Source organism: Oricola indica (genome assembly GCF_019966595.1).
Classification (GTDB): domain Bacteria; phylum Pseudomonadota; class Alphaproteobacteria; order Rhizobiales; family Rhizobiaceae; genus Oricola; species Oricola indica.
Genome location: NZ_JAINFJ010000011.1, coordinates 22036 through 46046, shown reverse-complemented (window position 1 = coordinate 46046; position 24011 = coordinate 22036). Strand labels below are relative to the sequence as shown.

General features: G+C 64.5%; 24 protein-coding genes. 16 read left to right on the top strand and 8 right to left on the bottom strand.

The genetic code is table 11. The features are described from left to right. Positions 1-207: 207 nt before the first annotated feature. Positions 208-2139 carry a molecular chaperone DnaK gene (gene dnaK / locus LC343_RS20725; RefSeq protein WP_223479090.1) on the top strand — a complete coding sequence of 644 codons (1932 nt, stop codon included), beginning with the start codon at positions 208-210 and terminating at the stop codon, positions 2137-2139. Between the two features lie 46 nt (positions 2140-2185). On the opposite strand, the gene LC343_RS20720 is transcribed toward dnaK, so the two are convergent. Beyond that, complete coding sequence (locus LC343_RS20720) at positions 2186-3850, bottom strand: hypothetical protein (RefSeq protein WP_223479089.1); 1665 nt, start codon at positions 3848-3850, stop codon at positions 2186-2188. Between the two features lie 143 nt (positions 3851-3993). Here LC343_RS20720 and dnaJ point away from each other — a divergent pair, with 143 nt between their 5' ends. The 8 genes from dnaJ (at position 3994) to LC343_RS20680 (ending at position 10122) form a co-directional block, all read left to right on the top strand. Continuing rightward, positions 3994-5121 (top strand): molecular chaperone DnaJ, encoded by a 1128-nt coding sequence (gene dnaJ / locus LC343_RS20715; protein ID WP_223479088.1) that lies wholly within the window; start codon positions 3994-3996, stop codon positions 5119-5121. Between the two features lie 31 nt (positions 5122-5152). Then, positions 5153-5761, top strand: a complete 609-nt coding sequence (locus LC343_RS20710; RefSeq protein ID WP_338018601.1) for a class I SAM-dependent methyltransferase — start codon at positions 5153-5155, stop codon at positions 5759-5761. Then, entirely contained in the window at positions 5758-6342 is a 585-nt protein-coding gene (locus LC343_RS20705) for an NADPH-dependent FMN reductase (RefSeq protein ID WP_223479086.1), read from the top strand. The genes LC343_RS20710 and LC343_RS20705 overlap by 4 nt, the downstream gene beginning before the upstream one ends. A gap of 67 nt (positions 6343-6409) precedes the next feature. Then, entirely contained in the window at positions 6410-7111 is a 702-nt protein-coding gene (gene pyrF, locus LC343_RS20700; RefSeq protein ID WP_223479085.1) for an orotidine-5'-phosphate decarboxylase, read from the top strand. Positions 7112-7131: 20 nt separating this feature from the next. Beyond that, entirely contained in the window at positions 7132-7425 is a 294-nt protein-coding gene (locus LC343_RS20695) for a DUF1330 domain-containing protein (protein ID WP_223479084.1), read from the top strand. Further along, positions 7332-7952, top strand: a complete 621-nt coding sequence (locus LC343_RS20690) for a GNAT family N-acetyltransferase (RefSeq protein ID WP_223479162.1) — start codon at positions 7332-7334, stop codon at positions 7950-7952. The genes LC343_RS20695 and LC343_RS20690 overlap by 94 nt, the downstream gene beginning before the upstream one ends. A 145-nt stretch (positions 7953-8097) precedes the next feature. Further along, the gene (locus LC343_RS20685) at positions 8098-9363 is read left to right on the top strand and encodes a polyhydroxyalkanoate depolymerase (protein ID WP_223479161.1); all 1266 of its coding nucleotides are present in this window, start codon (positions 8098-8100) and stop codon (positions 9361-9363) included. 189 nt (positions 9364-9552) lie between these two features. Further along, a complete protein-coding gene (locus LC343_RS20680) occupies positions 9553-10122 on the top strand; it encodes a transglutaminase-like cysteine peptidase (RefSeq protein ID WP_223479083.1) in 570 nt (189 codons plus the stop codon). A 447-nt stretch (positions 10123-10569) separates the two neighbouring features. Here LC343_RS20680 and mbfA read toward each other — a convergent pair whose 3' ends face one another. Then, the gene (gene mbfA, locus LC343_RS20670) at positions 10570-11553 is read right to left on the bottom strand and encodes an iron exporter MbfA (protein WP_223479082.1); all 984 of its coding nucleotides are present in this window, start codon (positions 11551-11553) and stop codon (positions 10570-10572) included. 119 nt (positions 11554-11672) lie between these two features. Between mbfA and LC343_RS20665 the strand changes: the two genes are divergently transcribed. The 3 genes from LC343_RS20665 to LC343_RS20655 all read left to right on the top strand — a co-directional run bounded on the left by LC343_RS20665 (position 11673) and on the right by LC343_RS20655 (position 13394). After that, positions 11673-12149, top strand: a complete 477-nt coding sequence (locus LC343_RS20665) for a CYTH domain-containing protein (RefSeq protein WP_223479081.1) — start codon at positions 11673-11675, stop codon at positions 12147-12149. Positions 12150-12159: 10 nt separating this feature from the next. Beyond that, positions 12160-13068, top strand: a complete 909-nt coding sequence (locus tag LC343_RS20660; protein ID WP_223479080.1) for a CHAD domain-containing protein — start codon at positions 12160-12162, stop codon at positions 13066-13068. 161 nt (positions 13069-13229) lie between these two features. Next, entirely contained in the window at positions 13230-13394 is a 165-nt protein-coding gene (locus LC343_RS20655; RefSeq protein ID WP_223479079.1) for a Flp family type IVb pilin, read from the top strand. A gap of 87 nt (positions 13395-13481) precedes the next feature. On the opposite strand, the gene LC343_RS20650 is transcribed toward LC343_RS20655, so the two are convergent. After that, positions 13482-16508 (bottom strand): alpha-mannosidase, encoded by a 3027-nt coding sequence (locus LC343_RS20650; protein ID WP_223479078.1) that lies wholly within the window; start codon positions 16506-16508, stop codon positions 13482-13484. Positions 16509-16706: 198 nt separating this feature from the next. Here LC343_RS20650 and LC343_RS20645 point away from each other — a divergent pair, with 198 nt between their 5' ends. The 4 genes from LC343_RS20645 (at position 16707) to LC343_RS20630 (ending at position 19122) form a co-directional block, all read left to right on the top strand. After that, the gene (locus LC343_RS20645) at positions 16707-18017 is read left to right on the top strand and encodes a SulP family inorganic anion transporter (RefSeq protein ID WP_223479077.1); all 1311 of its coding nucleotides are present in this window, start codon (positions 16707-16709) and stop codon (positions 18015-18017) included. A 260-nt stretch (positions 18018-18277) separates the two neighbouring features. Further along, the gene (locus tag LC343_RS20640) at positions 18278-18484 is read left to right on the top strand and encodes a cold-shock protein (RefSeq protein WP_223479076.1); all 207 of its coding nucleotides are present in this window, start codon (positions 18278-18280) and stop codon (positions 18482-18484) included. Between the two features lie 99 nt (positions 18485-18583). Next, a complete protein-coding gene (locus tag LC343_RS20635; RefSeq protein ID WP_223479075.1) occupies positions 18584-18838 on the top strand; it encodes a hypothetical protein in 255 nt (84 codons plus the stop codon). A 98-nt stretch (positions 18839-18936) separates the two neighbouring features. Continuing rightward, positions 18937-19122, top strand: a complete 186-nt coding sequence (locus tag LC343_RS20630; protein WP_223479074.1) for a hypothetical protein — start codon at positions 18937-18939, stop codon at positions 19120-19122. 115 nt (positions 19123-19237) lie between these two features. Here LC343_RS20630 and LC343_RS20625 read toward each other — a convergent pair whose 3' ends face one another. The 5 genes from LC343_RS20625 to LC343_RS20605 all read right to left on the bottom strand — a co-directional run bounded on the left by LC343_RS20625 (position 19238) and on the right by LC343_RS20605 (position 23985). Further along, positions 19238-20464, bottom strand: a complete 1227-nt coding sequence (locus LC343_RS20625; RefSeq protein WP_223479073.1) for a HupE/UreJ family protein — start codon at positions 20462-20464, stop codon at positions 19238-19240. A 72-nt stretch (positions 20465-20536) separates the two neighbouring features. Continuing rightward, a complete protein-coding gene (locus LC343_RS20620) occupies positions 20537-20701 on the bottom strand; it encodes an entericidin domain-containing protein (RefSeq protein ID WP_223479072.1) in 165 nt (54 codons plus the stop codon). A gap of 83 nt (positions 20702-20784) precedes the next feature. Continuing rightward, positions 20785-21993, bottom strand: coding sequence for an ABC transporter permease (locus tag LC343_RS20615; protein WP_223479071.1), 1209 nt, complete (start codon positions 21991-21993; stop codon positions 20785-20787). Next, positions 21983-22726, bottom strand: a complete 744-nt coding sequence (locus LC343_RS20610) for an ABC transporter ATP-binding protein (RefSeq protein WP_223479070.1) — start codon at positions 22724-22726, stop codon at positions 21983-21985. Before LC343_RS20610 ends, LC343_RS20615 begins: the two co-directional genes overlap by 11 nt. Continuing rightward, the gene (locus LC343_RS20605; protein WP_223479069.1) at positions 22723-23985 is read right to left on the bottom strand and encodes an efflux RND transporter periplasmic adaptor subunit; all 1263 of its coding nucleotides are present in this window, start codon (positions 23983-23985) and stop codon (positions 22723-22725) included. Before LC343_RS20605 ends, LC343_RS20610 begins: the two co-directional genes overlap by 4 nt. Between the last annotated feature and the right edge of the window lie 26 nt (positions 23986-24011).

Below are 24011 nucleotides of genomic sequence, written 5' to 3'. Positions count from 1 at the left end.
CCTGTGAAGGCGTTCGACCCAGCGGGATTTTTCCGGTGAATGGTCCGAATTTCGCGCCGACAGCAGACTTGCAGGCTCAAAAACCGGTTCTTATATACGCCGCAACGCCGTCGCACCCGCTGCGGAGGCGAATTTAATCCGGTAACAGGGACCGCTTGATGGAATGCCGGAACGGGTCCGGGCGGTCTGCTTAGGAGAGGTTTTGAAATGGCTAAAGTAATCGGTATCGACCTTGGAACGACGAACTCGTGTGTCGCCGTCATGGATGGCAAGGACGCCAAGGTCATCGAGAATTCCGAGGGCGCGCGCACGACGCCGTCCATGGTTGCATTCACGGACGACGGCGAGCGTCTTGTCGGCCAGCCGGCCAAGCGCCAGGCGGTCACCAACCCCGAAAACACCCTTTTTGCGATCAAGCGTCTGATCGGCCGCCGCTATGACGATCCGGTCACGGCGAAGGACAAGAAGCTTGTTCCCTACAAGATCGTCCAGGGCGACAATGGCGACGCATGGATCGATGCTGGCGGCAAGAAACAGTCGCCCAGCCAGATCTCCGCCATGATTCTTCAGAAGATGAAGGAGACCGCCGAAGGCTATCTCGGCGAGACGGTCACGCAGGCGGTCATCACGGTTCCCGCATACTTCAACGACGCCCAGCGTCAGGCCACCAAGGACGCTGGCAAGATCGCCGGCCTTGAAGTCCTGCGCATCATCAACGAGCCGACCGCTGCCGCGCTCGCCTACGGTCTCGACAAGACCGACGGCAAGACCATCGCGGTCTACGACCTTGGCGGCGGCACCTTCGACGTTTCGGTCCTCGAGATCGGCGACGGCGTCTTCGAGGTGAAGTCCACCAACGGCGACACCTTCCTCGGTGGCGAGGATTTCGACATGCGTCTGGTCGAATATCTTGCCAATGAGTTCAAGAAGGATCAGGGCATCGATCTCAAGAACGACAAGCTCGCCCTGCAGCGCCTCAAGGAAGCTGCCGAGAAGGCAAAGATCGAGCTGTCCTCCGGTTCGCAGACCGAGATCAACCTGCCCTTCATCACGGCCGATGCGTCGGGTCCGAAGCACCTGACCATGAAGCTGACGCGCTCCAAGTTCGAGAGCCTTGTCGATGATCTCGTCAAGCGCACGATCGAGCCGATGAAGGCCGCGTTGAAGGATGCCGGCATGAAGGCGGGCGAGATCGACGAAGTCGTCCTCGTCGGCGGCATGACCCGCATGCCCAAGGTCCAGCAGACCGTGAAGGACTTCTTCGGCAAGGAACCCCACAAGGGCGTCAACCCGGATGAGGTCGTCGCGCTCGGCGCCGCCATTCAGGCCGGTGTCCTGCAGGGCGATGTGAAGGACGTGCTGCTGCTCGACGTGACCCCGCTGTCGCTCGGCATCGAGACGCTCGGCGGCGTGTTCACCCGCCTGATCGACCGCAACACGACGATCCCGACCAAGAAGTCGCAGACCTTCTCCACGGCCGAGGACAACCAGAACGCCGTGACGATCCGCGTCGCACAGGGCGAGCGCGAGATGGCTGCCGACAACAAGATGCTCGGCCAGTTCGATCTCGTCGGCATCCCGCCGGCGCCGCGCGGCGTGCCGCAGATCGAGGTCACCTTCGACATCGACGCCAACGGCATCGTCAACGTCTCGGCCAAGGACAAGGGCACCGGCAAGGAGCACCAGATCCGCATCCAGGCTTCCGGCGGTCTCTCCGACGAGGAAGTCGAGAAGATGGTCAAGGACGCCGAGTCCCATGCCGAGGAAGACAAGAAGCGCCGCGAGGCCGTCGAGGCGAGGAACCACGCCGAGAGCCTGATCGATTCCACGGAGAAGTCGCTGAAGGAATATGGCGACAAGGTTTCCGCGGAAGACAAGCAGGCCATCGAGGACGCGCTTTCCGACCTCAAGGAAGCTGTCGGCGCCGAAACGCCGGATGGCGAGGCCATCGCCGCCAAGACCCAGGCGCTCGCAGAGGCTTCGATGAAACTCGGTCAGGCGATGTACGAGGCCCAGCAGGCCGAGGAAACCGCTGCCGCCGAGGCTGATGCCGCTGCGGATGCCGCGGGCGACGACGATGTGGTCGATGCCGATTTCGAGGAAATCGACGACGACGACGATCAGAAGAAGTCGGCCTGATCGGGTCTGACGCAGATGTCTTGAGGGCGGCCATTGGCCGCCCTTTTCATTTGTTGGATACTGGCGGCGTCAGCCGCCTGATGGCCTGTCTGGGATAGTCGCCCGGTATTTCGTCCAGCACCATCGCTCCGTTGCTATTGATCTGGAAGATGTTGATGCCGCTGATCTCGGCGTTATCGATGTCGCCGTCGGCATGGCCGTCCAGCCCGTTGCCGGCCACGCGCGCCAGCTTGCCCTCTTCGTCGAGGCGTATCAGCATGCTCGCATAGGAAAAGAAGAGCCGCATCTCGTCATCGGCGCCGACCGGGTGGCGTATGACCACCGGCAGGTCCACGAAAGAGATGTTCTCTCCGCTCACCGGATCGAAATCCGCGACGCGCCAGCTGTTGTCCGTCTCCTCGCGGTCTTCGAACTTGTACTCCGAAAGCGCGAGCAGCAACCGCCCGTCCGGCGCCCTGAATGCCCGCGCTTTGCCGAACCGGTCGAAACCGGCGAGCAGACGATGCGTCCATCCTTGCCTGCCGCGCTCGAAGCGGAGCACAGCGCTGTGATATCCCTCCTCCTCGAAGGCGGCGAAGAACAGGTCCGGCGAGTAGACCGCGATCGAGACGAGCGTGACCGCCTCGCTTTCGCGATGCCAGTTCAGCGTCTCTGCCACGGTCTCGAATGCCCCGTCATGCGGCCCGAAAACGATCTGGAGCTGTCCTGAATCGAGGTCCGACGAGGACTCGGCCACATAAAGCGTATCGTCCGGCGCAAAGGCGGCCGCGCGTTGCGCGCGCCCTTCCAGCGTTTTTGCTCTGTTGAAGAGGTAGTCATAGACCCCCTCGTTTTCCTCCACCGTCTCCAGCATGTGCCCGGACCACTCGTCCGCGACCGGAAACGCATCCGTCTCGGCGCGGTTGCGCGCCTTCAGATGCGTCTCGAACACCGCATCCAGCGGCGGAAGATCCGCCTCCAGCAACGCCTTGTAGCGGGCGAAATAGGCCGAGGCGTAGGCCTGCATCCGGTCCGGCGTCGGCTGGTCAATGTCCATCACCTTGCAGTCCGCCTCCAGCATGGCGTAGTCGGCCTGCGTGACCTTGTATTCGTCCGGTATGGAAGCGCCCATCTCGGTGACGAGTTCGAGATATCGCGCCCGCCAGCGCGCCATGTCCGGGTCGCGCTTCGCCGCGTCCTGCAGGATCGCGGCCGTCAGCCGGTCCGCGTGATATTCCCGGCAATTGACGTGATAGTCGTATCGCTTGGTGTGGTCGTAATCGTAGCGGAAGGTGATGGCGTGTGCGCTTTCATGCGTCGCCAGCACCCACTGGTTGAAGCGTGCCATTTCCAGCGCTTCCTCGCCGGAGGAGAAGAACCCCGACGATTTCCAGTTCCCGTCCGTCAGGGCGTCCGAGAAGGCCTGCCAATAGGCGTCCGCCTGCCCGGGGCGGGGCATGTCGCCCGCAACGATCTTGGCCTCGGTGTGGTCGTAGTACCAGTAGGTCGTCGTAAAGGGTCCGATCTCCCACTCGATCCAGTCCGCCCAGGACAGGCCGTGATCGGCATAGAGTTTTTCGACTTCGGCGGTCGCCGCCTTCATGTCGCCGGACAGGATCGCGTCGCGCGGCGAGGCCGTCACCGGCGCCGCAAGGAGCATGGCGCAGGCCGCCGCGAGCGCCGTTGTGCGCAGTGCCGGACAGTATTGGCTGGAAATTTCTGTGTTCGGCATCGTATCCGGGCCTTTTCCCGGGTATTTACGGCCATTGCCTATGGCAAAGCCGCACCGTATTTCCTATGTGAACGCAACGGTATGCGCGCGTGCACATGCCGCTGGGACATTTTTGACACCATCCTACGAAAAAAGCGACGGGAATGTCGAAAGCGGATTACTACGAGACACTCGGCGTTGAGCGCGGAGCCGACGAAAAGGCGTTGAAAAGCGCCTACCGCAAGCTTGCCATGAAGTTTCATCCGGATCGCAATCCCGATGACGCCGAAGCGGAAGCGAAGTTCAAGGAAGTCAACGAGGCTTACGAGACGCTGAAGGACCCGCAGAAGCGGGCTGCCTATGACCGTTTCGGCCACGCCGCATTCGAGAATGGCGGCATGGGCGGCGGCGGAGGCTTCGGCGCGGCGGGCGGCTTCTCCGATATCTTCGAGGATATTTTCGGCGACATGATGGGCGGCGCGCGGGCGCGTCGCGGCGGCGGACGCGAACGCGGTGCCGACCTTCGCTACAACATGGAAATCACTCTCGAGGAGGCCTATGCCGGCAAGACCGCGCAGATCCGGGTTCCCTCTTCGATGACCTGCGAGGTCTGCAATGGCTCCGGCGCCAAGCCCGGCTCCGATCCGGTCACCTGCTCGACCTGCGGCGGCGCGGGCCGCGTGCGGGCCGCATCCGGTTTCTTTTCGATCGAGCGCACCTGCCCGACCTGCAACGGGCGCGGTCAGACCATCGAGGATCCCTGCACCAACTGCCACGGCCAGGGCCGGGTGACGCAGGAGCGCTCGCTGTCGGTCAACATTCCGGCCGGCATCGAGGACGGCACGCGCATCCGCCTGTCCGGCGAGGGCGAGGCGGGCTTTCGCGGTGGCCCGACGGGCGATCTCTACATTTTCATCTCCGTCAAGCCGCACGAGTTCTTCCAGCGCGATGGCGCAGATCTTTATTGCAAGGTGCCGATCTCGATGGCCAAGGCCGCCCTGGGCGGCCAGTTCGAGGTCGCCACGATGGATGGTGCCTATGCCCGGGTGAAGGTGCCGGAAGGCACCCAGTCCGGCCGCCAGTTCCGCCTCAAGGGCAAGGGCATGCCGATCCTGCGTCAGGCGCAGATGGGCGATCTCTACATCCAGATATCGGTGGAAACGCCGCAGAATCTCAACAAGCGCCAGAAGGAACTGCTGCAGGAGTTCGACGAGATTTCCGCCAAGGAAAACAACCCGCAGTCGACCGGCTTCTTCTCGCGCATGAAGGAGTTCTTCGATATTGGAGACTGAGGGCCTCTCGCACACCTCGAAAACACCTCCCGTGAAACTGTCGCGCAAGGCGGTGGTCAAGGCGCGTTTTGCCGATCAGGTCCGGTTCCTCGGTTCCGTCATCCGCGCGCCGCGCTCCGTCGGCGCAATCGCGCCCACCTCCGCCGAGACGGCGCGCATGATGGCTTCCCATATCGATCTCGCCTCCGGCCTTCCCGTGCTCGAACTTGGCCCCGGCACGGGCGCGATCACCTCGGCGATCCTCGAAACCGGCCTTTCGCCCGCCCGGCTCTTAGCTGTCGAATATTCCGCCGCCTTCTGCCGGCTTCTCAATGACAGGTTTCCCGGCGCGCAATTTCTGCAGGGCGACGCCTTCGATCTCGCCGCAACGCTCAGCGACCGTCTGGGCGATGCCGCGCCGGACCGTTTCGACTGCGTGATCTCCGGCCTGCCGCTTCTCAATTTCGAGAAGGAAAAGCGCGTTCAGTTGCTGCGCTCCGCGCTCTCCGTGCTCGAACCGGGCCGTCCCTTCGTCCAGTTCTCCTACGGCATCATCCCGCCCGTGCCCGTCACCGATCCCGACATCGCCGTCACGCGCTCGCGCTGGAACTTCCGCAATGTCCCGCCCGCGCGGGTCTGGGTCTATCGGCGCCGGTCATGACCATACCGAAGGTACTTGTTTTCGCCGGGTCCGTTCGCTCCGGCTCCTTCAATCGGCAACTCGCCGAGGCCGCCGCGAAGGTGCTGGCGCTGAAGGGCGCGGACGTGACGATGCTCTCGCTCGCCGATTATCCGATGCCGATCCTCGACCAGAACCTGGAAAAGGAAAAAGGTGCGCCTGACAATGCCATCAGGCTCGCCCGCATGTTCGCCGCCCATGACGCGGCCTTCATCGCCAGCCCCGAATACAACGCCTCGATCCCGCCGCTGCTCAAGAACACGCTCGACTGGATCAGCCGCGTCCGGCAGGTCGATGGCGAAGCCGTCAAACCCTTCGAGGGGCTGACCGTCGCCCTCGGCGCGGCCTCCAATGGCCGGCTCGGCGGCATTCGCGCGCTCTACCACCTGCGCGCGGTCATGATGGCGCTGCGCACGCAGGTCGTCAGCGAACAGTGCTCCATCCATTTCGCCGGCGAGGCCTTTGGCGAGGACGGCATGCCGGCCGACGAGACGGCCGCCGGCATTCTCGACAACACCTGCCGCTCGCTTCTCGACCATTGCACGCCCGGTCGCGGCCGCTGATCTTGGCCTGCTTGTCGCCCCGGCCCGGCTGTGCCATGTCACTGCGCGGCGCAACCGGGGGATTCGCATGACCAACCGCACCGCAAGTGACCAGCTTATCGTGGCGCTCGACGTGCCGACCGTGCTTGAGGCGGCGGGTATCGTTGAAAATCTCGGCGAGGCGGTCTCTTTCTATAAAATCGGCTACCAGCTGGCCTTTTGCGGCGGATTGCAGCTCGCCGACGAGCTGGTGCGCGCGGGAAAACGCGTCTTTCTCGACATGAAGCTTCTCGACATCGACAACACTGTCGCCAAGGGCGTCGAGGCGATCGCCCGCACCGGCGTATCGATGCTCACCATCCACGCCTATCCGAAGGCCATGCGCGCCGCCGTCGAGGCTGCGTCGGGCTCCGGCCTGTGCCTGCTCGGCGTCACCGTCCTGACCTCGATGGACGATCCCGATCTCGCGGAGGCGGGATATGGGGACGACGCGGCCACGCTGGTCCACACGCGGGCGCGGCAGGCCCGCGAAGCCGGAATGGGCGGCATCGTCTGCTCCGCCGCCGAGGCGGCCGCCGTGCGTGCGGTGGTCGGCCCGGATCTCGCGGTCGTCACGCCCGGCATTCGTCCGGCAGGCGCTGCGGCGGGAGACCAGAAGCGCATCGTCACGCCCGGTGACGCGATCACCGCCGGCGCGAGCCACCTCGTTGTCGGCCGGCCGATCGTCGCCGCGCCGGATCGGGCCGCCGCCGCACTAGCGATACTGGATGAAATGGAAGCGGCAGACTGAGCCGCCGGATAGGAGGGAATATGGCCAAGGGTTACTGGATCGGACGCGTCAACGTGCATGATCCCGAGCGTTACAAGGAATATGTCGCAGCCGCCGCCCCGGCCTACAAGGAATATGGCGCGAATTTCCTCGTGCGCGGCGGAAAATGCGAAGCCGTCGAGGGCGAGGGACGCTCCCGCAACGTGGTTGTCGAGTTCGAGAGCTACGAAAAGGCGCTCGCCTGCTACAATTCCCCCGCTTACACGGCGGCCCGCGCGATCCGAAAGGAAATCGCCGACGGCGAAATGATCATCGTCGAGGGTTTCGACGGCTGACCGGTCCGAGACAATCGCCGGGCTTCGCCGTCAGGGCGTTTCGCCCGGATGATCTGCCGGCCCTGCATGGCGTCGAAATCCGCGCCTCGACCCTGTTTGCCGATCACGGATATCCCGAGGTCGGCGCGGAACCGCCGCCGATCGACGAGTTCGGGGAATTCCTGCGCGCGAACACCGTTCATGTCGCTGTCGATGCCGGTGACGCGCCGATCGGCTATGCCGTTTCGGGCGAAGTCGACGGTATCTGGTGGCTCAAGGAGCTGGGCGTCGACCCGGCCGTCATGCGTCAGGGAGCGGGCACGGCACTTCTTAACGCGGTGTCCGGCCACGCCCGCGCCGCCGGATATGGCCGAATCGGCCTGTCGACTTTTCGCGATATCCCCTTCAATGCGCCCTTTTATGCGCGTCGCGGCTGGCGGACCGTCGATCCCGACACCGTGTCGGCGGCATTGCGCGCGCGCTTCCTGGAGGAGGTCCCGGACGGCGTTTCTCCCGGGGATCGCGTCCTCATGGTCCTGCAATTGTGAATAACCGCCGCATCTTTTCTGCGACTTACGTTGGAAGAGGGTGTGTAAGATGTTGCAACGCACTATTTACATGTTAACTTCCGCTGCGGTGGAGGCTACGTCCCGCGTCCTCGATCCGGCCGCGACGGGAAAAGGCAGGAAGACGATGTTCTACCAACTCTACGAAATGAACCACGCGCTCATGCAGCCCTGGCGGGCCGCCGTAGACGCGACGCGCCTGTTCTATCGCAATCCGCTCAATCCGATATCCATGACGAGGGCCGGCCGCACGGCCGCTGCATGGTGTGAGGTCTTCGAGCGCACGACGCGCCGTTACGGCAAGCCGTCCTTCGACCTTCCGCAGACCGATATCGACGGCAAGACTGTCGATGTCGACGAGAAGATCGTCTGGTCGAAGCCGTTCTGCAATCTGATCCATTTCCGGCGCAATCTGGCCGAGCCGCGCCCGCAGGACCCCAAGGTGCTGCTGGTCGCGCCGATGTCGGGCCATTACGCGACGCTGCTGCGCGGCACTGTCGAGCGCTTCCTGCCGGAAGCGGACGTTTACATCACCGACTGGATCGATGCGCGCTCCGTGCCGCTCTCCGACGGTCGTTTCGATCTCGACGATTACATCGACTACGTCATCGAGATGCTGCACCTGCTGGGCCCCGAGACGCATATTGTCGGCGTCTGCCAGCCCTCCGTCCCAGTCCTCGCCGCCGTCGCGCTGATGGAAGGACGCAACGATCCGAACGTGCCGCTTTCCATGACGCTGATGGGCGGCCCGATCGACACGCGCTGCAATCCCACGGCGGTCAATGATCTCGCCAGCGAGAAGGACATCGAGTGGTTCGAGCGCAACGCGGTCATGAAGGTGCCATTCCCCAATCCGGGCTTCATGCGCGATGTCTATCCGGGCTTCCTGCAGCTGACCGGCTTCATGACCATGAATCTCGACCGTCACCTGATCGCGCAGAAGGACTTCTTCATGCATCTCGTGCGCGATGACGGCGATTCGGCCGAGAAGCACCGCGACTTCTACGACGAGTATCTCGCGGTCATGGACCTGACGGCGGAATTCTATCTCGAAACGGTCGATACCGTCTTCATCAAGCACGCCCTGCCGGAAGGCACGATGACCCATCGCGGCGATCCGGTCGATCCGTCTGCCATCCGCCGCGTCGCGCTGCTGACCATCGAGGGCGAGAACGACGACATCACCGGCCGCGGCCAGACCAAGGCGGCGCATGCGCTGTGCCCGTCGATTCCCGACGCGATGAAGATGCATTACGAGCAGCCGCGTGTCGGCCATTACGGTGTCTTCAACGGGTCGCGTTTCCGCAAGGAGATCGCGCCGCGCATGCTCGACTTCATGCGCGCGCGTTCGCGCTTCGCCAGCGAGAGCGGCAAGAAAACATCCGCTGCCTGACCTGATAATACTGCGAAAACAATGATTTGAAGGGCGCCGGCGACGGCGCCCTTTGCTCTGGTAACCATGTTGTGAGCTATGCAAATCGCCCCGTTGTGAAAACCGGCATTGCTGTTTAACCTTTCGTTAACCTTGTGGGTAAGCGTTGAGGGGAGCGTCGGGGTGCTGAGATACGTCGCTGCAATTGCCATGATGGCAACCATTGGCATGGCCGCTCCGGAAAACGCGCAAGCGTCCGGATCGATGAAGACGGGCGGTCTGACCTCCCAGCCCATCGGCCATTATGATTTCTGCCGCATCTATCGCGACGAATGCGACCGCATCCAGGGCAACACGGGCCCGCTGGCCCTCGACAGCCGGACCTGGAACGCGATCCTCAACGTCAATGCCACCGTCAACATGGTGATCGAGCCGAAGAGCGATATCGACATCTACGGCAAGGAAGAGGTCTGGACCTACCCGGATCAGGCCGGCGATTGCGAGGACTACGTCCTGTTGAAGCGGCAATTGCTGATCAATGAGGGGCTGTCGCCCTCCGATCTTCTGATCACCGTCGTGCGCAAGCCGGATGGCGAAGGCCATGCCGTTCTCACCGTGCGCACCAATCGCGGCGATTTCGTTCTCGACAACCTGACCACCAAGGTCATGCTGTGGAAGGACACGCCCTACACCTATCTGAAGCGCCAGTCCGCCCGACACGCCGGCCACTGGGTGTCCATCGAGATGCCCGACCAGACGGTCGTCGGTTCGGTCAAGTAGCAGGTTTCAGGGCCGCGCAAGGTCCTCGAAACGGCGCAATCCCTCGCTTGAGAACAACAGCGCCCGGCTTCCTGCCTGGCGCCTTATCCAGCTCTTTTCGAGAAATCGGCTCAGCACCGCTGCGCCGAGGCTGCCCGCCAGATGGGGCTTGCCCCGGCCGGTCGCCGGTCAGCCTTGCAGTTGTCGCTTCGCGCAGGCCGGGCCGGGACCGCGCATGTAATGGCGCTCCGGCTGGTAGTCCGACCATATGAATTTGCGCAATGCCGACAGCCGTTTCGCGCATACCGAAATGAAAAGCATCGTCCGATCCTCAGGTCCGAGGCAAATCGCCTCCGGTCCCTCCCGGGATCACAGTAACAACGCATCTATGAATTCTGGGTGAACAATCCCGCCCGGACCGGCGTTTTTCGGCCGTTCCGGGCATTTTTTCAGTCGGCTGCGAATGCGCTACGCATTGCCGATCGCCATGCCCGCCGCGAAGACCAGCGCGCCGCCGAGAACGACCTGGAAGATCGCGCGGCTCCACGGCGTTTCCATCCAACGTTTCTGGATCCATGCGATCGCCCACAACTCGATCACGACGACGATCATCGCGATGATCGTGGCGGTCCAGAAATGCGGGATCAGGTAGGGCAGGGCGTGTCCGAGCCCGCCGACCGTCGTCATGATGCCGGTAGCGAGACCGCGCTTGAGCGGCGATCCGCGCCCGGAGATCACGCCATCGTCCGAGGCAACCTCGGTGAAGCCCATCGAAATGCCCGCGCCGACCGATGCGGCCAGGCCGACGAGAAAGGTCGTCCAGGGATCCTGCGTCGCGAAGGCCGTGGCGAAGATCGGCGCCAGCGTCGAAACCGATCCGTCCATCAGGCCGGCCAGCCCCGGCTGGACGTAAGTCAGGATGAACTGCCGCTTCTCGGACTGGTCTTCTGCCTCGCGCACGTCTTCCGGCAGATGCGTCGTTTCAAGTTGCACGGCCGTCGCCTCGTGGCCGGCTTCCGCCAGCGCCAGGTCGCCGAGCAGCTTGCGCGTGTCGGCGTCCTCGCATTGCTGTGCCGCGCGCAAATAGAAGCGATGCGCCTGCTGCTCCATCTGGGCGGCCTGCGCGCGCACGGTCTCGATGCCCAGCGGACGCACCAGCCAGTCTGGCTTGCGCTCGTAATAGCCGCGCACATGCTCACGCCGGATCAGCGGAATGCGGTCGCCGAACCGCTTCTTGTGCATGTCGATCAGCCGCGCGCGATGGGTGGTCTCTTCCTCCGCCATCGCCTCGAATATCTTGGCGGAATTCGGATACTCCTCGCGCAGCCCGTCGGCATAGGCCAGATAGATCCGCGCATCGTCCTCTTCCGAGGAAATGGCGAGCGCGAGAATCTCCTGTTCGCTCAGACTTTTGAAGTCGCGGCGGGTACCGAGGAGGAAGCGTTGCAGCATGTCGGAAAATCCAGTTTAGAATTATTCTAAATTTAGCCATTCTGTCCGCAAGGTCAAGCGTCGTGACGCCGCACCTCGAAAAAGTTGCAATGCGAAACGCTTTCGGAGAAGCTGCCCGCATGGCCCGGGAAATCGAACGCAAATTCCTCGTCGGGAGCGATGCATGGCGCTCCGATGTGGAGACGTCTCGCCATATCGTCCAGGCCTATGTCGCGCTCGATATCAACACCACGGTCCGGGTGCGGATTTCCGACGGCAGGAAGGCGCGCCTCACCGTGAAATTCGGCCTGTCGCGCATGGTGCGCGACGAGTTCGAATACGAGATACCGCTCGAAGACGCGCGCCAGATGGTTTCCGCCAATCGCGACCGCTTGGTCGAAAAGACCCGCTACCACGTCCGCCATGAGGGGTTTGTCTGGGAGGTCGACGAATATGCCGGTGCGCTGGCCGGTCTTGTCATCGCCGAGGTCGAAATGCAGTCCGAGGAGGATGCGCCCGCCTTGCCGACATGGCTCGGCCGCGAGGTGACCGGCGACGGCGCATGGTCGAATGCCCGGCTCGCGGTCAACGGCCTGCCCGTGGAGGCGCAGGTGTGAGCGACCTGGCATGAATTATCGTATTCGACCCGGCGAACCGCTGACCGATGAAGTCGTGCGCATTGCGGGGCTGCAGTATCGCAAGGCGATCGGCATCCTGCGCAGCGAGCCGGACGGGCGTCACCAGGCGATCCACGACGCGCGCAAGCGTTTCAAGCGGCTGCGCGGCCTGTTCAGGCTGATCCGCGAAGCCGCGCCGGACTTCTATGCGCGTGAGAATGCGCGGATTCGCGATACCGCCTCGACCCTGTCGGCGGTGCGCGACGCGACCTCGCTGGTCGAGGTTGTCGATCGCATGGCCGCCGACCGCGAGGCCGGCGAAGACCGGGCGGTCCTGATTTCGGTTCGCGACCGCCTTGCCGCGCGGCGCGACCGTATCGCGGCCGGCCAGTCCGATCTCGGCGACAGGATCACCGCCGCCATTCTCGCCTGCGAGCAGGGCAGCGCCGCGCTTGCCGACCTTCGCCTGCCCAAGGGCAACGACAAGGCCATCGACGTGCTGGCGGCCGGTGCCGCGAAAAACTACGGCCGCGCGGTCAAGGCGCTCGCAAGAGCGCGCGAGAGCGAGGACCCGGAGGATTGGCACGACCTGCGAAAGCGCATCAAGTATCACTGGATGCACATGCAGTTGCTGAAGCCGGCCTGGCCGGGCGTCATGGCCGCGCGCGCCGAGATCGCCGATCTGGCGGGCGATTTACTGGGCGATGATCACGACCTCTCGGTCCTCGCGGAACTGATCGCGGCCGAGCCGGGCGAGGTCGGCAGCGCCACGGAAATCGCCGTCCTGCGCGCTCACATGCACGCGCGCACGCTCAGGTTGCACAAGGAAATCCGGAAGATCCTCAAACGCTTGCTGAAGGACGACGCCAAAGTCCTGCGCAGCCGGATCGCCGCGCTCTACCGCGACGCGTCGGGCTGACTAAACGCCCCGTTCGCACAGCGTCGAATGCCGCGGCCCATTTTAACGCTTCGGCAACCGTGTTCTTTAAGCCGTATATAAGAGCTGCACCCTATGGTGGAAATGAAGGCGCCGGAAGCGCGTCTGCGGATTGCTGTGAAAACGGAACATAGGAGCGCGGCATGTTTTGGCGGTTTTTGAAGAATGAATCAGGCGCGACCGCGGTCGAATACGGCCTGATCGCGGGACTGATCTCCGTCGCGCTCGTTGCGGGTGCGACATCGGTCGGTTCGAGCCTGAACACGAAGTTCAACTCGATCGGGACGTCGGTCGGCTCCGGCCTCTGATCGTTTCCTCCCGAGCGGAAGACTTGCGAAAGCGGGTGGGCCACGGTCCACCCGCTTTCGCGTTCTCGGAGAATGGTTCCCGCGGTTTCAGCGCCGCGTCAGCCGCCAGCTTCGGATTTCGAACGGCATCAGCGCATGCGGCCGGTCGCGCGCCATGCGCTCTTCCAGCAGGTTGACGGTGCCGCTCGCCGACCATCCTTTCGGCAATTCCAGGTCGAGATCGCCCCGACGCCCGGCCGGTTCATAGAGCCGGAGGATGAGCCCGTCGCCATTCTCCGCCGGCTTGAGCGCCGACAGCGCGGCCGGAATTCCCTTCAGCGCGATCGGCGAGGCGGAATAGGGCGCAAGGCCGGTCGAAAGATTGGTAACCAGCGGCTGGTTCAGCCATTCGGCTTCCTCGCGCACACCGCCCTCATGCCAGTCTCCTTGATGCGGATAAAGCGCATAGGTGAAGCTCTGTTCGCCCTCGTCGGCCATCGGGTCGGGCCAGACCGGCCCGCGCACAAGGCTTAGGCCCAGAACATTGCCCTTGGCGCTGTGGCCGTATTTCGCGTTGTTCAGCAGCGCCACGCCGAAGCCCGGCTCCGACAGGTCGCAGAACCGGTGGCCGGGCACCTCGAATTGCGCCGCCTCCCAGCTCGTGTTCACATGCGTCGCCCGCTTGACGACGCCGAAGGCGCATTCGAAGGTCGCCTCGCGTGCCCGCGCCGCGACCGGAGTCAGCGTGCGCAGCAGCGCGCGCCGGTCGTGCCAGTCGATCCTGGTCTCGATGTCGAGGCGGTGGCTGTTCGCCTTCAGGACATAGGTCTGCGTAATCGTCGAGTTGCGCCAGGTCTTGACCACCCGGATCGCACCGCGATGCGCCGTGGCTTCCGCGATGTCGATCGAGCGGACATCGGTCAGTTCCTCGCCGCTCTTCGCATAGTCCTCGTCGATGTCCCAGGCGTCCCAGTCGCGCGGCTTGTCGGCGGGATAGATCCATAGCTGGTTGCCCCGCCCCTCCAGCGCCTCGCGGCCGGTCTTCCGGTGCACGAGGCTGGTGATCGTACCATCCGCGCCGATGACCGCCTTCAGATGCGCGTTTTCGAGCCGGTTCGCGGTCACGGTCAGGCCGCCCGCTGGTGTCGCCGCGTCGAGATCGCACACGGTCACGCCGAGCGCGGGCACGCTCTCCGCCGTCGCGATGGTTCGCCCGTCCGGCAGCGTGACGTCGAACGGGCGGGCGCTCGCCGACGGATTGGCGACGATCAGCGCGTTTTCGATCTCGCCTCTCGGCAGGCCGCGTTCGAGGGCCGACATGGCCGCGCGCTGCGCCGTGCCGGCGAGTTTCACGACGCTGCCCAGTTCCTGCTCCGCGTCGCGGGCGGTTTCGGCGATCCCCGATCCCGGCAGGATGTCGTGGAATTCGTTCTTCAGCACCAGCCGCCAGGCGAGTTCGAGATTGACCGGCTGCGGTCCGCCGAGCAGGGCGGCGAGGCCGGACAGCGTCTCCGCCGTGATCAGCGCGCGCTCGGCGTGGCGATGAAGCCGCTTCACATTGCTCTGCGTCGTCAGCGTCGCGCGATGCAGTTCGAGATAGATTTCGCCTGCCCATGCCGGGTAGCCGCTCTCCGGTTCGCCCGCCTTCGCCCGCTCGAAGAAGGATTCGACCCGGCCCCATCGGGCCTGCGGCAGCGCCGGGAAGTTCCGCAACTGCACCTCGCGCTCGACCATTTCCGGCGTCACCCCGCCGCCGCCATCGCCGTAACCGACCGCCAGCAGCGTTTCCCCGTGCGCGGTCTTGCCGCGAAAGTTCTTCCAGGTCGGCACGAAACAATCCGGCTGCACGAAGCCGTTATAGCCGGCCATCGGATTGTCGAATGTGTGCGCCAGCACCTTCGATCCGTCGATGCCCTCCCACCAGAACAGATCGTGCGGGAATGTGTTGGTCTCCGACCAGTTCACCTTGATCGTGAAGAAATGCTCGATCCCGCCGAGCCGGAGGATTTGCGGCAATGCGCCGGAGAAGCCGAAACAGTCGGGTAGCCAGCACACCTTGTGACGCACGCCGAACTGCCTCTCGAAATAGCGCTGGCCGTAGAGGATTTGCCGCGCCAGGCTCTCGCCCGTCGGCATGTTGGTGTCCGGCTCCACCCACATCCCGCCGACCGTCTCCCAGCGCCCCGCCGCGACCTGCTTCCTGATCGCCTCAAGAAGCTTCGGATCGTCCTCCTCGAGCTGGGCGTAATAGGCGGCGGTCGACTGGTTGAAGATGAAATCGGGAGACGACTCGATCAGTGACAGCACCGTGTGGAAGGTGCGCCGCGTCTTGCGCCGTGTTTCGTCCCACGGCCACAGCCAGGCGAGATCGATATGGGCGTGGCCCGTCAGCGCGATCCGCCCCTGTGGCGGGAACCGCTCCTTCAGCCGGGCGAGCGTCGATGTCAGGGCGTCATGGGCGTCGATCACGCTCGACCGCTGGTCGTCGGAAAGCCCGTCGGGATCCGGTTTCGCGTCCGGCAGCAGCCACACGCTCTGTTGCGCGGGCGAGGGCGCCACTCGCGCGATATAGTTTGCCGTGTCCGACGGCCAGTCGAGCGACCGCAGCGCTGTCTCCGCCGCGTCGAAGAGATGCGGCACCGCCTCGTGGTCGCCCAGCGCGTCGGTCGCTTCCGCGATCTGGCGCAACAGCAGGTGAAGCCGGTGAACCGGGCGGTCGATCCAGGCCACCCGCGCCGCCTCCAGCACGGGCTTGCGCACCGGTTGTCCGAAGGGCAGCCGGGCGACCGCTTCCGCCCCGATCCCGAAACGCCGGTCGCGCAGCGGGAATTCGCGATGGTAGGGATCGAGCCCGAAGGAAGCGCGCTCGCCATCGCCGTAATGCAGGGTCACCAGGCTCTCGCCGCCGAGATTGAGGATCAGCCGCGTCTCGTCCAGTGGCCAGTGCTCCGGCGCCTGCGCACGCGCCGCGAACCGCAAGATGCCGTCCGTCTTCGGCCATGTGTCGCCGATGGCAATCGCCTCGCCATCGACGCTCCATTCGCCGATCTGGATGCTCTCGCGCTCGCGCCACCACGCGAGTTCGGACAGCCTTTCCAGCAGGCGTTTGTGGCGTTGGGCGGCGGTGAGGGGCATATGTCGTGTCCGGTTGTCGTCTGCCTGCGCGAAGGATGGCGCGGCGCGGGCGCCCATGCAAAGCGCGAAACGCGCCGATGGTAAAGAGCCCGTTCGGATTTATCACGCCGTGCTTGCGTCGCCTCGTCTCATCCCGCGCCCTTGACGGCGGCCGGTGGCAGGGCGCATGAAAGGTCATCCACATTGACATAATTCGCCATGCACACCGATCCGGCAGCCAGACACACGCACGCGCCGCTTTTCCAGCCGAAGATCCTGACGACGCTCAGGGATTACGGTCGCGATGCCTTCATGTCCGATATTTTCGCGGGGCTGACGGTCGCGCTCGTCGCGCTTCCGCTGTCCATCGCCATTGCCATCGCATCCGGCGCGGAGCCGGGCGCGGGCCTCGTCACGGCTGTGGTCGCCGGCTTCCTGATCTCGGCGCTCGGCGGCAGCCGCGTGCAGATCGGCGGGCCGACCGGCGCCTTCATCGTCGTCGTCTACGACGTCATCGCCACGCATGGCTATGACGGTCTCGTCACCGCCACCTTCATGGCCGGGCTGATCCTGATCGTGTCCGGCTGGCTCAGGATCGGCAATCTTATCCGCCATGTGCCCGAACCGGTCATCAACGGTTTTACCGTCGGCATCGCGGTCATCATCGCGGCCAGCCAGCTGCGCGACGCCTTCGGCCTGAACGCGGCCAATCTGCCCGCCGAATTCGTCGCCAAGCTGGAAGGCATGTGGGCGGTGCGTGACACGTTCAGCCTGACCGCCCTGGCGGTCACGGTGGGAACCGGCATCCTGATCGTGATCCTGCGCAAGGCATGGCCGAAGCTTCCGGGCATCGTCTTCGCGGTGATTATCGCCTCGCTTGCCGTCTGGCTGCTTGGCCTTCCCGTCGAGACGATCGGTTCGCGTTACGGCGCGATCCAGTCGTCCCTGCCGATGCCGGGCCTGCCGGACCTCTCGCCCGACCGGCTGATGGAACTGCTCCCCTCGGCGGTCATCATCGCCTTCCTCGCCGGAATCGAGTCGCTGCTTTCGGCCATCGTCGCCGACCGCATGGTGGCCGGTCGCCACCGGCCCAATGCAGAAGTCGTCGCCCAGGGTATCGCCAACACCGCGTCCGCGCTTTTCGCCGGCCTGCCGGCCACCGGCGCGATCGCCCGTACCGCGACCAATGTGCGTGCCGGGGGCCGCACGCCCGTCGCCGGCATCGCGCACGCGCTGTTCATCCTCATCTTCATGCTGGTCGCCGCACCGCTCGCCAACTACCTGCCGATGCCGGCGCTCGCCGCCATCCTGCTGCTGACGGCCTGGAACATGGCCGAGGTGAAGGAACTGCGAACCCGCCTGTCGCCATCGATTCGCATCTCGGACCGGGCGCTGCTGATCCTGACCATGCTGCTCACCGTTCTGGTAGATCTCACCGTCGCGATCGGCGTCGGCGTCGCCATCGGTCTCGCGCTGCGCATCCGCCGGCGCGACATCGATCCGCCGGAATGGCACGCGCCGGACCGCTGATCCGGCCGGCCTTATTTTCCTGGCGGCCGGCCCATCAAAAGGCCTGTCCCGAGGCGCGCGCCGCGAGTCGGAAGACGGTCATTTTCCGGTTGGACTTGAATTCTCCGCAATTTAGGCCCATCTAAACGTATCGTTATTTGGCCAGGCTTGGCTTTTCGCGGCGTCAGAGGCTCTCGACCCGCCAATCTTTTTCCCGATTTCGATATTGATCGCGTCCGCGACTGTTGCGGCGCGGCATCTTACGTTCAAGGACTTACTACATGCCTACAGGTACCGTGAAATTCTACAATGGCCAGAAGGGCTTCGGCTTTATCGAACCGGAAGACGGCAGCAAGGACGTCTTCGTCCATGTCAGCGCGATCGAACGCGCCGGTCTCAGCGGCCTCGCCGAAGGTCAGAAGGTCGACTTCGAGATCGAAGCCGGCCGCGATGGCCGTTCGTCGGCCACGAACCTAGTCGCACGCTGATCCACGCGAACCGGTCGACCGTCTCGGTTCGGCCCGGTTTTCGCATCGAGTGACTTCGAAGCGGGGATCTCTCCCCGCTTCTTCAGCCCGGGATCATCCATGTCCGTTCACCGTTTTGCCATTGGCGATATCGTCTGCTTTCGCAGCGTGACCGGAATGGGCCGAAACGTGCCGGACCAGTTCGAGGTCGTGGCGCTTCTCCCGCCTCGCGACAGCGTCCTGCAATATCGTATCCGCAGCGCCGACGAGCGCCACGAGCGCATCGCCACGGAAGATGACATCATGTCCGTCCGCGATACGAAGGACAGGATCGCCGGAAACAGCAATATCCCGAATGCCGGACGCCCGTCCTGACGGGGAAGGTTTTTCAACCGGACCTGCGGATCAGGGCGCGGCAAGGAGCGAAGAAACTGAGTAATCTCACCAAGCATACCCTGTTCAAGCCGACGCGAATGGAGAGCCGGCAGGCGAACACCGACAACGTCGCCCGTTCGATCACCGAGGCCGAAGAAAAGGCCCGTCGCAAGAAGACCGACCGGTTGCGCCAGCTTCGCCTGGACGCCGAGGCCCAGGAAGAAGTCGAGACGGCCGCCAAGCCCGCACCGGCGCGAAAGCGCGCGAAGAAGGCAAAGTCCTGATTCTTCGGCGCCGCCAGCGCAATTCAGGTTTGGATTGAAGCATCAGCATCGAAATGCGCGTTCGAGCCGAAGGCGAGAGCCAGCGCATTTTGGTCCTTTTGCACCCTGAAATGCGCTAGGCGATCAACCCCGCGCCTCTCTCGATCACCCACCACGCCGACATCGCGGCGATGCCGGCCAGCGCCGCATCGCGTAAAACGGGCGTGGCTGCGCGCGACAGCCGCGTCAGGATCGCCACCATGGCGAGCGTGACCGCGATGATCGCCAATTGCCCGATCTCGATGCCGACATTGAAGGCGGCGAGCGCCGGAATAAGGTTCGGGGCGTCGCGGCCGAGTATGTCCCCGAGCACGAAGGAAAAGCCGAGACCGTGGAGGAGCCCGACGCCGGCGATCACGGCGACGGAATCCATCCGCCTGAAATAGGCCGCCGCCGCCGCGTACAGCACGGTCGCCGCGATTGCCGTCTCCACGGCGGGAATGAACCACGGCCATTGTGGCGTCGCGCCGAGAAAGGTCGCGATCAGCGTCACCGAATGGCCGAGCGTGAAGGCGGTGACGATCCACACAAGCCGCGTCCGCGCCCCGATGCCGAGCGCCAGGCAGACCACCAGGAACACGTGGTCGATCCCCTCGACGATATGCAGCACGCCCTGCTTGACGAATTCCGCGACTGTGCGCGCCAGCGATCCGTCGATGGTCGCCGGCTCTTCCAGTTGTCCCGGCCGCGTATAGGCGATTGCCTCTGCGCCACGCGCGTCGACGATATGATTGTCGACCGAGATCCCTTCCACCAGCGGCATCGGCGGATGGGCCGAGACCACCTGCAGCGCCCCGTCCGGAACGGGCGCGTTAAGCCGCAACTGCATGTCGATCACCGCTTCGCCGAACAGCGGGTCGGTTGTCGCGCCGCCGGCGTCGATCGCGGCGCGGGCGGTTTGTGCGCTGTCGAACGCCGTCTCCTGAAGGAAATCGTACAACACGAACCCGGCCAGCCGAGCGCTTAGCGGTTGCCCGTTCTGCGACCACGCAAGCGCGTTTTCGAGCCGTGCCGCAAAGCCTTCCGGGTCCGCGTCGATCGCGTCCCGCGACAGATGGAAGACCGGCCCCGTTGCCCGTTCGCGGCTGTAGATGAAGCCGGTATCGGGTGGCGCGCCGGTCCGTTGCGCCGCGTCGATCAGGTCGCCGAACAGAAGCGGCGCCGGCGTCCGCACGAAGACGGTCACGCCGTCGCCGTCACGCGTCACGACAATGGATCGCAGCTTCACGCCTTCGGAAAAATGCGCCTCTGCCGCGCCGGCAAACCAAATCAGCAGGAACAGGGCCTGAATGATGACGCGCATTGCCTGCCTCCCGGCGTTCGGCGCGACTGGGCCAGGTGAGGCGGGCGGACCGATCCGGCCGGCCCGGCGGCGCTACTGTACCGCGTTGATCGCCGCTGCCCCGACCGCCTGTGTCGCCTTCTGGGTGGCCGATACGGCGTTCGCGGAATCGGCGCCGAACCCCTGGATCGTGTTGGCGCAGCCGCTAATCGACATGAGCGCGGCGGCAATGAGAGCGGATTTCATGATTCTGGTCATCGCGAATCCTTTTCTTTGTGTGTGACGGCGCGGGGAGATGGTCCACCCGCGGCCGCGTTTCGTCAAGCGGGCCGAAACGCCGACTATTCGTGCCGCAGCGCCTCGATGGGATCGAGCCGCGCCGCCCGCCGCGCCGGGAAAAAGCCGAACACGATCCCGATAAAGGCCGAGAAGACAAAGGCGATGATGGTGATCGTCCAGTCCGGCGAGAACGGGATCCTCATATAGTTCGAACCGACATAGCCAAGAACCAGCCCGAGCCCGATGCCGATCAGTCCGCCGATGAGAGACAATACGATCGCCTCGACGAGGAACTGTGTCAGCACCTGGCGTTCCGTCGCCCCGATGGCCAGCCTGATGCCGATTTCGCGCGTGCGCTCCGTCACCGAGACCAGCATGATGTTCATGATGCCGATGCCGCCCACGAGCAGGCTCACGCCGGCGACCGCCGAAAGCAGACCCGTCATCACGCCGGTCACGCTGGTCAGCATGGACGCGATTTCCTTCGTGTCCATCACCGAGAAATTGTCTTCCTCGCCCGGCTCGATGCGCCTGCGCTCGCGCAGCAGCGCGTCGATATCCGATTTCACCTTGTCGGTCGAGGCGCCGGGCCGCGCCGCGACATAGATCGAGGAGACGTCCTGGTCGCCTGCGATGCGCCGCATGAAGGCCTTGATCGGCATCAGCACGGTGTCGTCCTGGTCCTGGCCGAAGCTCGACGCGCCTTTCGCCTCGAGGACGCCGATCACCTTGCAGGAGAATTTCTCCGTCCGCAGCGTCTGGTCGACCGGGTCGCCGCCGCCGAACAGCTTCCTGCGCGCCGTCGCGCCGAGGATGCAAACGGTCTTGCCACCGGAAACCTCGCTGGAGAAGAATTCGCGCCCGAGAGCGATGTCCCAGTCGCGCGCGATCAGGAAATCGTTGTCGGTTCCGGTCACGGTCGTCTGGTGGTTCTCGTTGCCATAGATCAGCGTGACCGAGGAGGTGTTCGAGGGCGCGGCGGCGAGAACACCCGGTATCTGTGCCTTGATCGCCTCGACATCCTTGAGCGTGAAGCTCGGCGCGGAGCGCCCCGCCGATGGCGGGCCCATGCCGGCGCCGCGGCGGATGATCAGCAGATTGGTGCCCAGTTTCGAGACATCGGCCTCGATCTTGTCGGACGAACCCCGTCCGATCGTCACCATGGTGATGACGGCGGCGACGCCGATGATGACGCCCAGGATCGTCAGGAAGGACCGCATCGCGTTGCGCAGGATGGCCTGCAGCGCCTGCCGCACGGTTTCAGCGAACATCGGGCTGCTCCATGTCCGGCTTGCGGATGGTGTCGTTCGGCGCGTCGGCCTCGATCAGCCCGTCCTTGAACTGGACGATGCGCTTTGCGTATTCGGCCATGTCCGGCTCATGCGTGACCATGATGACGGTCAGCCCTTCCTCGTCGTTGAGGCGCGAGATCAGCTTCATGATCTCCACCGAGCGCGCCGTGTCGAGGTTGCCGGTTGGCTCGTCGGCCAGAAGCACTTCCGGCTCCGACGCGATGGCGCGCGCGATCGCGACGCGCTGCTGTTCGCCGCCCGAAAGCTGCGACGGCTCCTTGTCGAGCCTGTGCCCGAGACCAACGCGTTTGAGCGTGTTGATCGCCCGCTCGCGGCGTTCCGCCCGACCGACGCCCTTGTAGATCAGCGGCAGTTCGACATTCTCCACCGCCGGCGTCCGCGCCAGCAGGTTGAAGCCCTGGAAGACGAAGCCCAGATAGTCGCGCCTGAGCAGCGCGCGCTGGTTGCGGTCGAAACCGCCGACATCCGCGCCGAGGAAGCGATAGGAGCCACCCGTCGGCGTATCCAGCGCGCCGATGATGTTCATCGCCGTCGATTTGCCCGAGCCGCTTGGCCCCATGATGGCGACGAACTCGCCGCGCCCGATCGTGAGATCGACGCCGCGCAGCGCGCGCACCGCCGCCTCGCCTTCGCCATAGACGCGGCTCACGTCGCGCAGCGCGATGACCGGAGCCTGCACGTCCTCGCTCATTGCCCGCTATCCATCGAGGTGATGACCGGATCGCCCTCCGACAGCCCGCCCTCGACGATCTGCGTGTGCGAGCCGTCGCTGGCGCCGGTGCGTACCTTAGCTTCAACCGGTTCGCCGTCGCGCAGCACCCAGATCGAGCGCATCCCGTCGGCGTCGGGAGCCCCGCCGCCCGCGCTGCTGCCGCCGCCCGGACGGCGCGGCATCAGCATGCCCAGGAGGCCCGAACTTCCGCCGCTGGCGTCGTCCCTCTGCACGGGCGGCGCGAAGCGCAGCGCCGCGTTCGGTACCGTCAGCACATTGTTGAGTTCGGCGACGGTGATTTCGGCTGTGGCCGTCATGCCCGGGCGCAGCAGCAGGTTCTCGTTGGTGACGTCGAGAATGCCCTTGTAGGTGACGACGCCGTCGACCGTTTCCGGCGCGAAACGCAACTGCGTGATCTCGGCTTCGAAATCCTGTCCCTGATAGGCCTCGACCGTGAATGTCGCGGAATTGCCGACGCCGACCTGGCCGATATCGGCCTCGTCGATGTCGACGGTCAGGTTCATGTGTGTCAGGTCTTCGGCCAGCGTGAACAGCACCGGAGCCGACAGCGAGGCGGCGACGATCTGGCCGACCTCCACCGCCCGGTCGAGCACGATGCCGTCGATCGGCGAGCAGATGCAGGCCTTGTCGAGGTCCGTCCTGGCGAGTCTCAGGTCGGCCTCGGCCACTTTCACATTCGCCTTCGCGGTATCGAGCGTCGCCACGGCGCGTTCATAGCCGGCCTTGTTCGCCAGCAGGGTTTCCTGCGAGGAAATGCCCTGTTCGGAAAGCTGCACCGCCCGGTCATAGGCGTTTTTCTTCTCTTCCAGCGTCACCTCGGCCTCGACGAGATTGGCCTTGGCCGCGGTCACGCTCGCCGTTGCATGTTCGACATTCGCTTCCAGCTTGTCCGTGTCGAGCGTCGCCAGCACGTCGCCGGTCTTGACCTCGTCATTGTAGTCGGCGTTGACGGCGCGAACCGTGCCCGACAGCTCGCTGGAGATTTCCACCGTGTTGATCGGCTCGACCGTGCCGGTCGCCGTCACGGTGACGATGATGTCGTTGATTGCCGCAGGCTGCGTCATGTAGCGCACGTCGCGCGTCTCGTTGTCCTGTCCGAACCAGTACCAGGCGCCGCCCGCGACGACGACGGCCGCTGCCACCCATATCCATGCGCGCGAGAATCCGCCGCCGCCCTTCTTGCGCGCAATGGCTTCGATACTGGTCTTGTCGGGCATGGTGCTTCTTCTTCCTCGGCGATGCT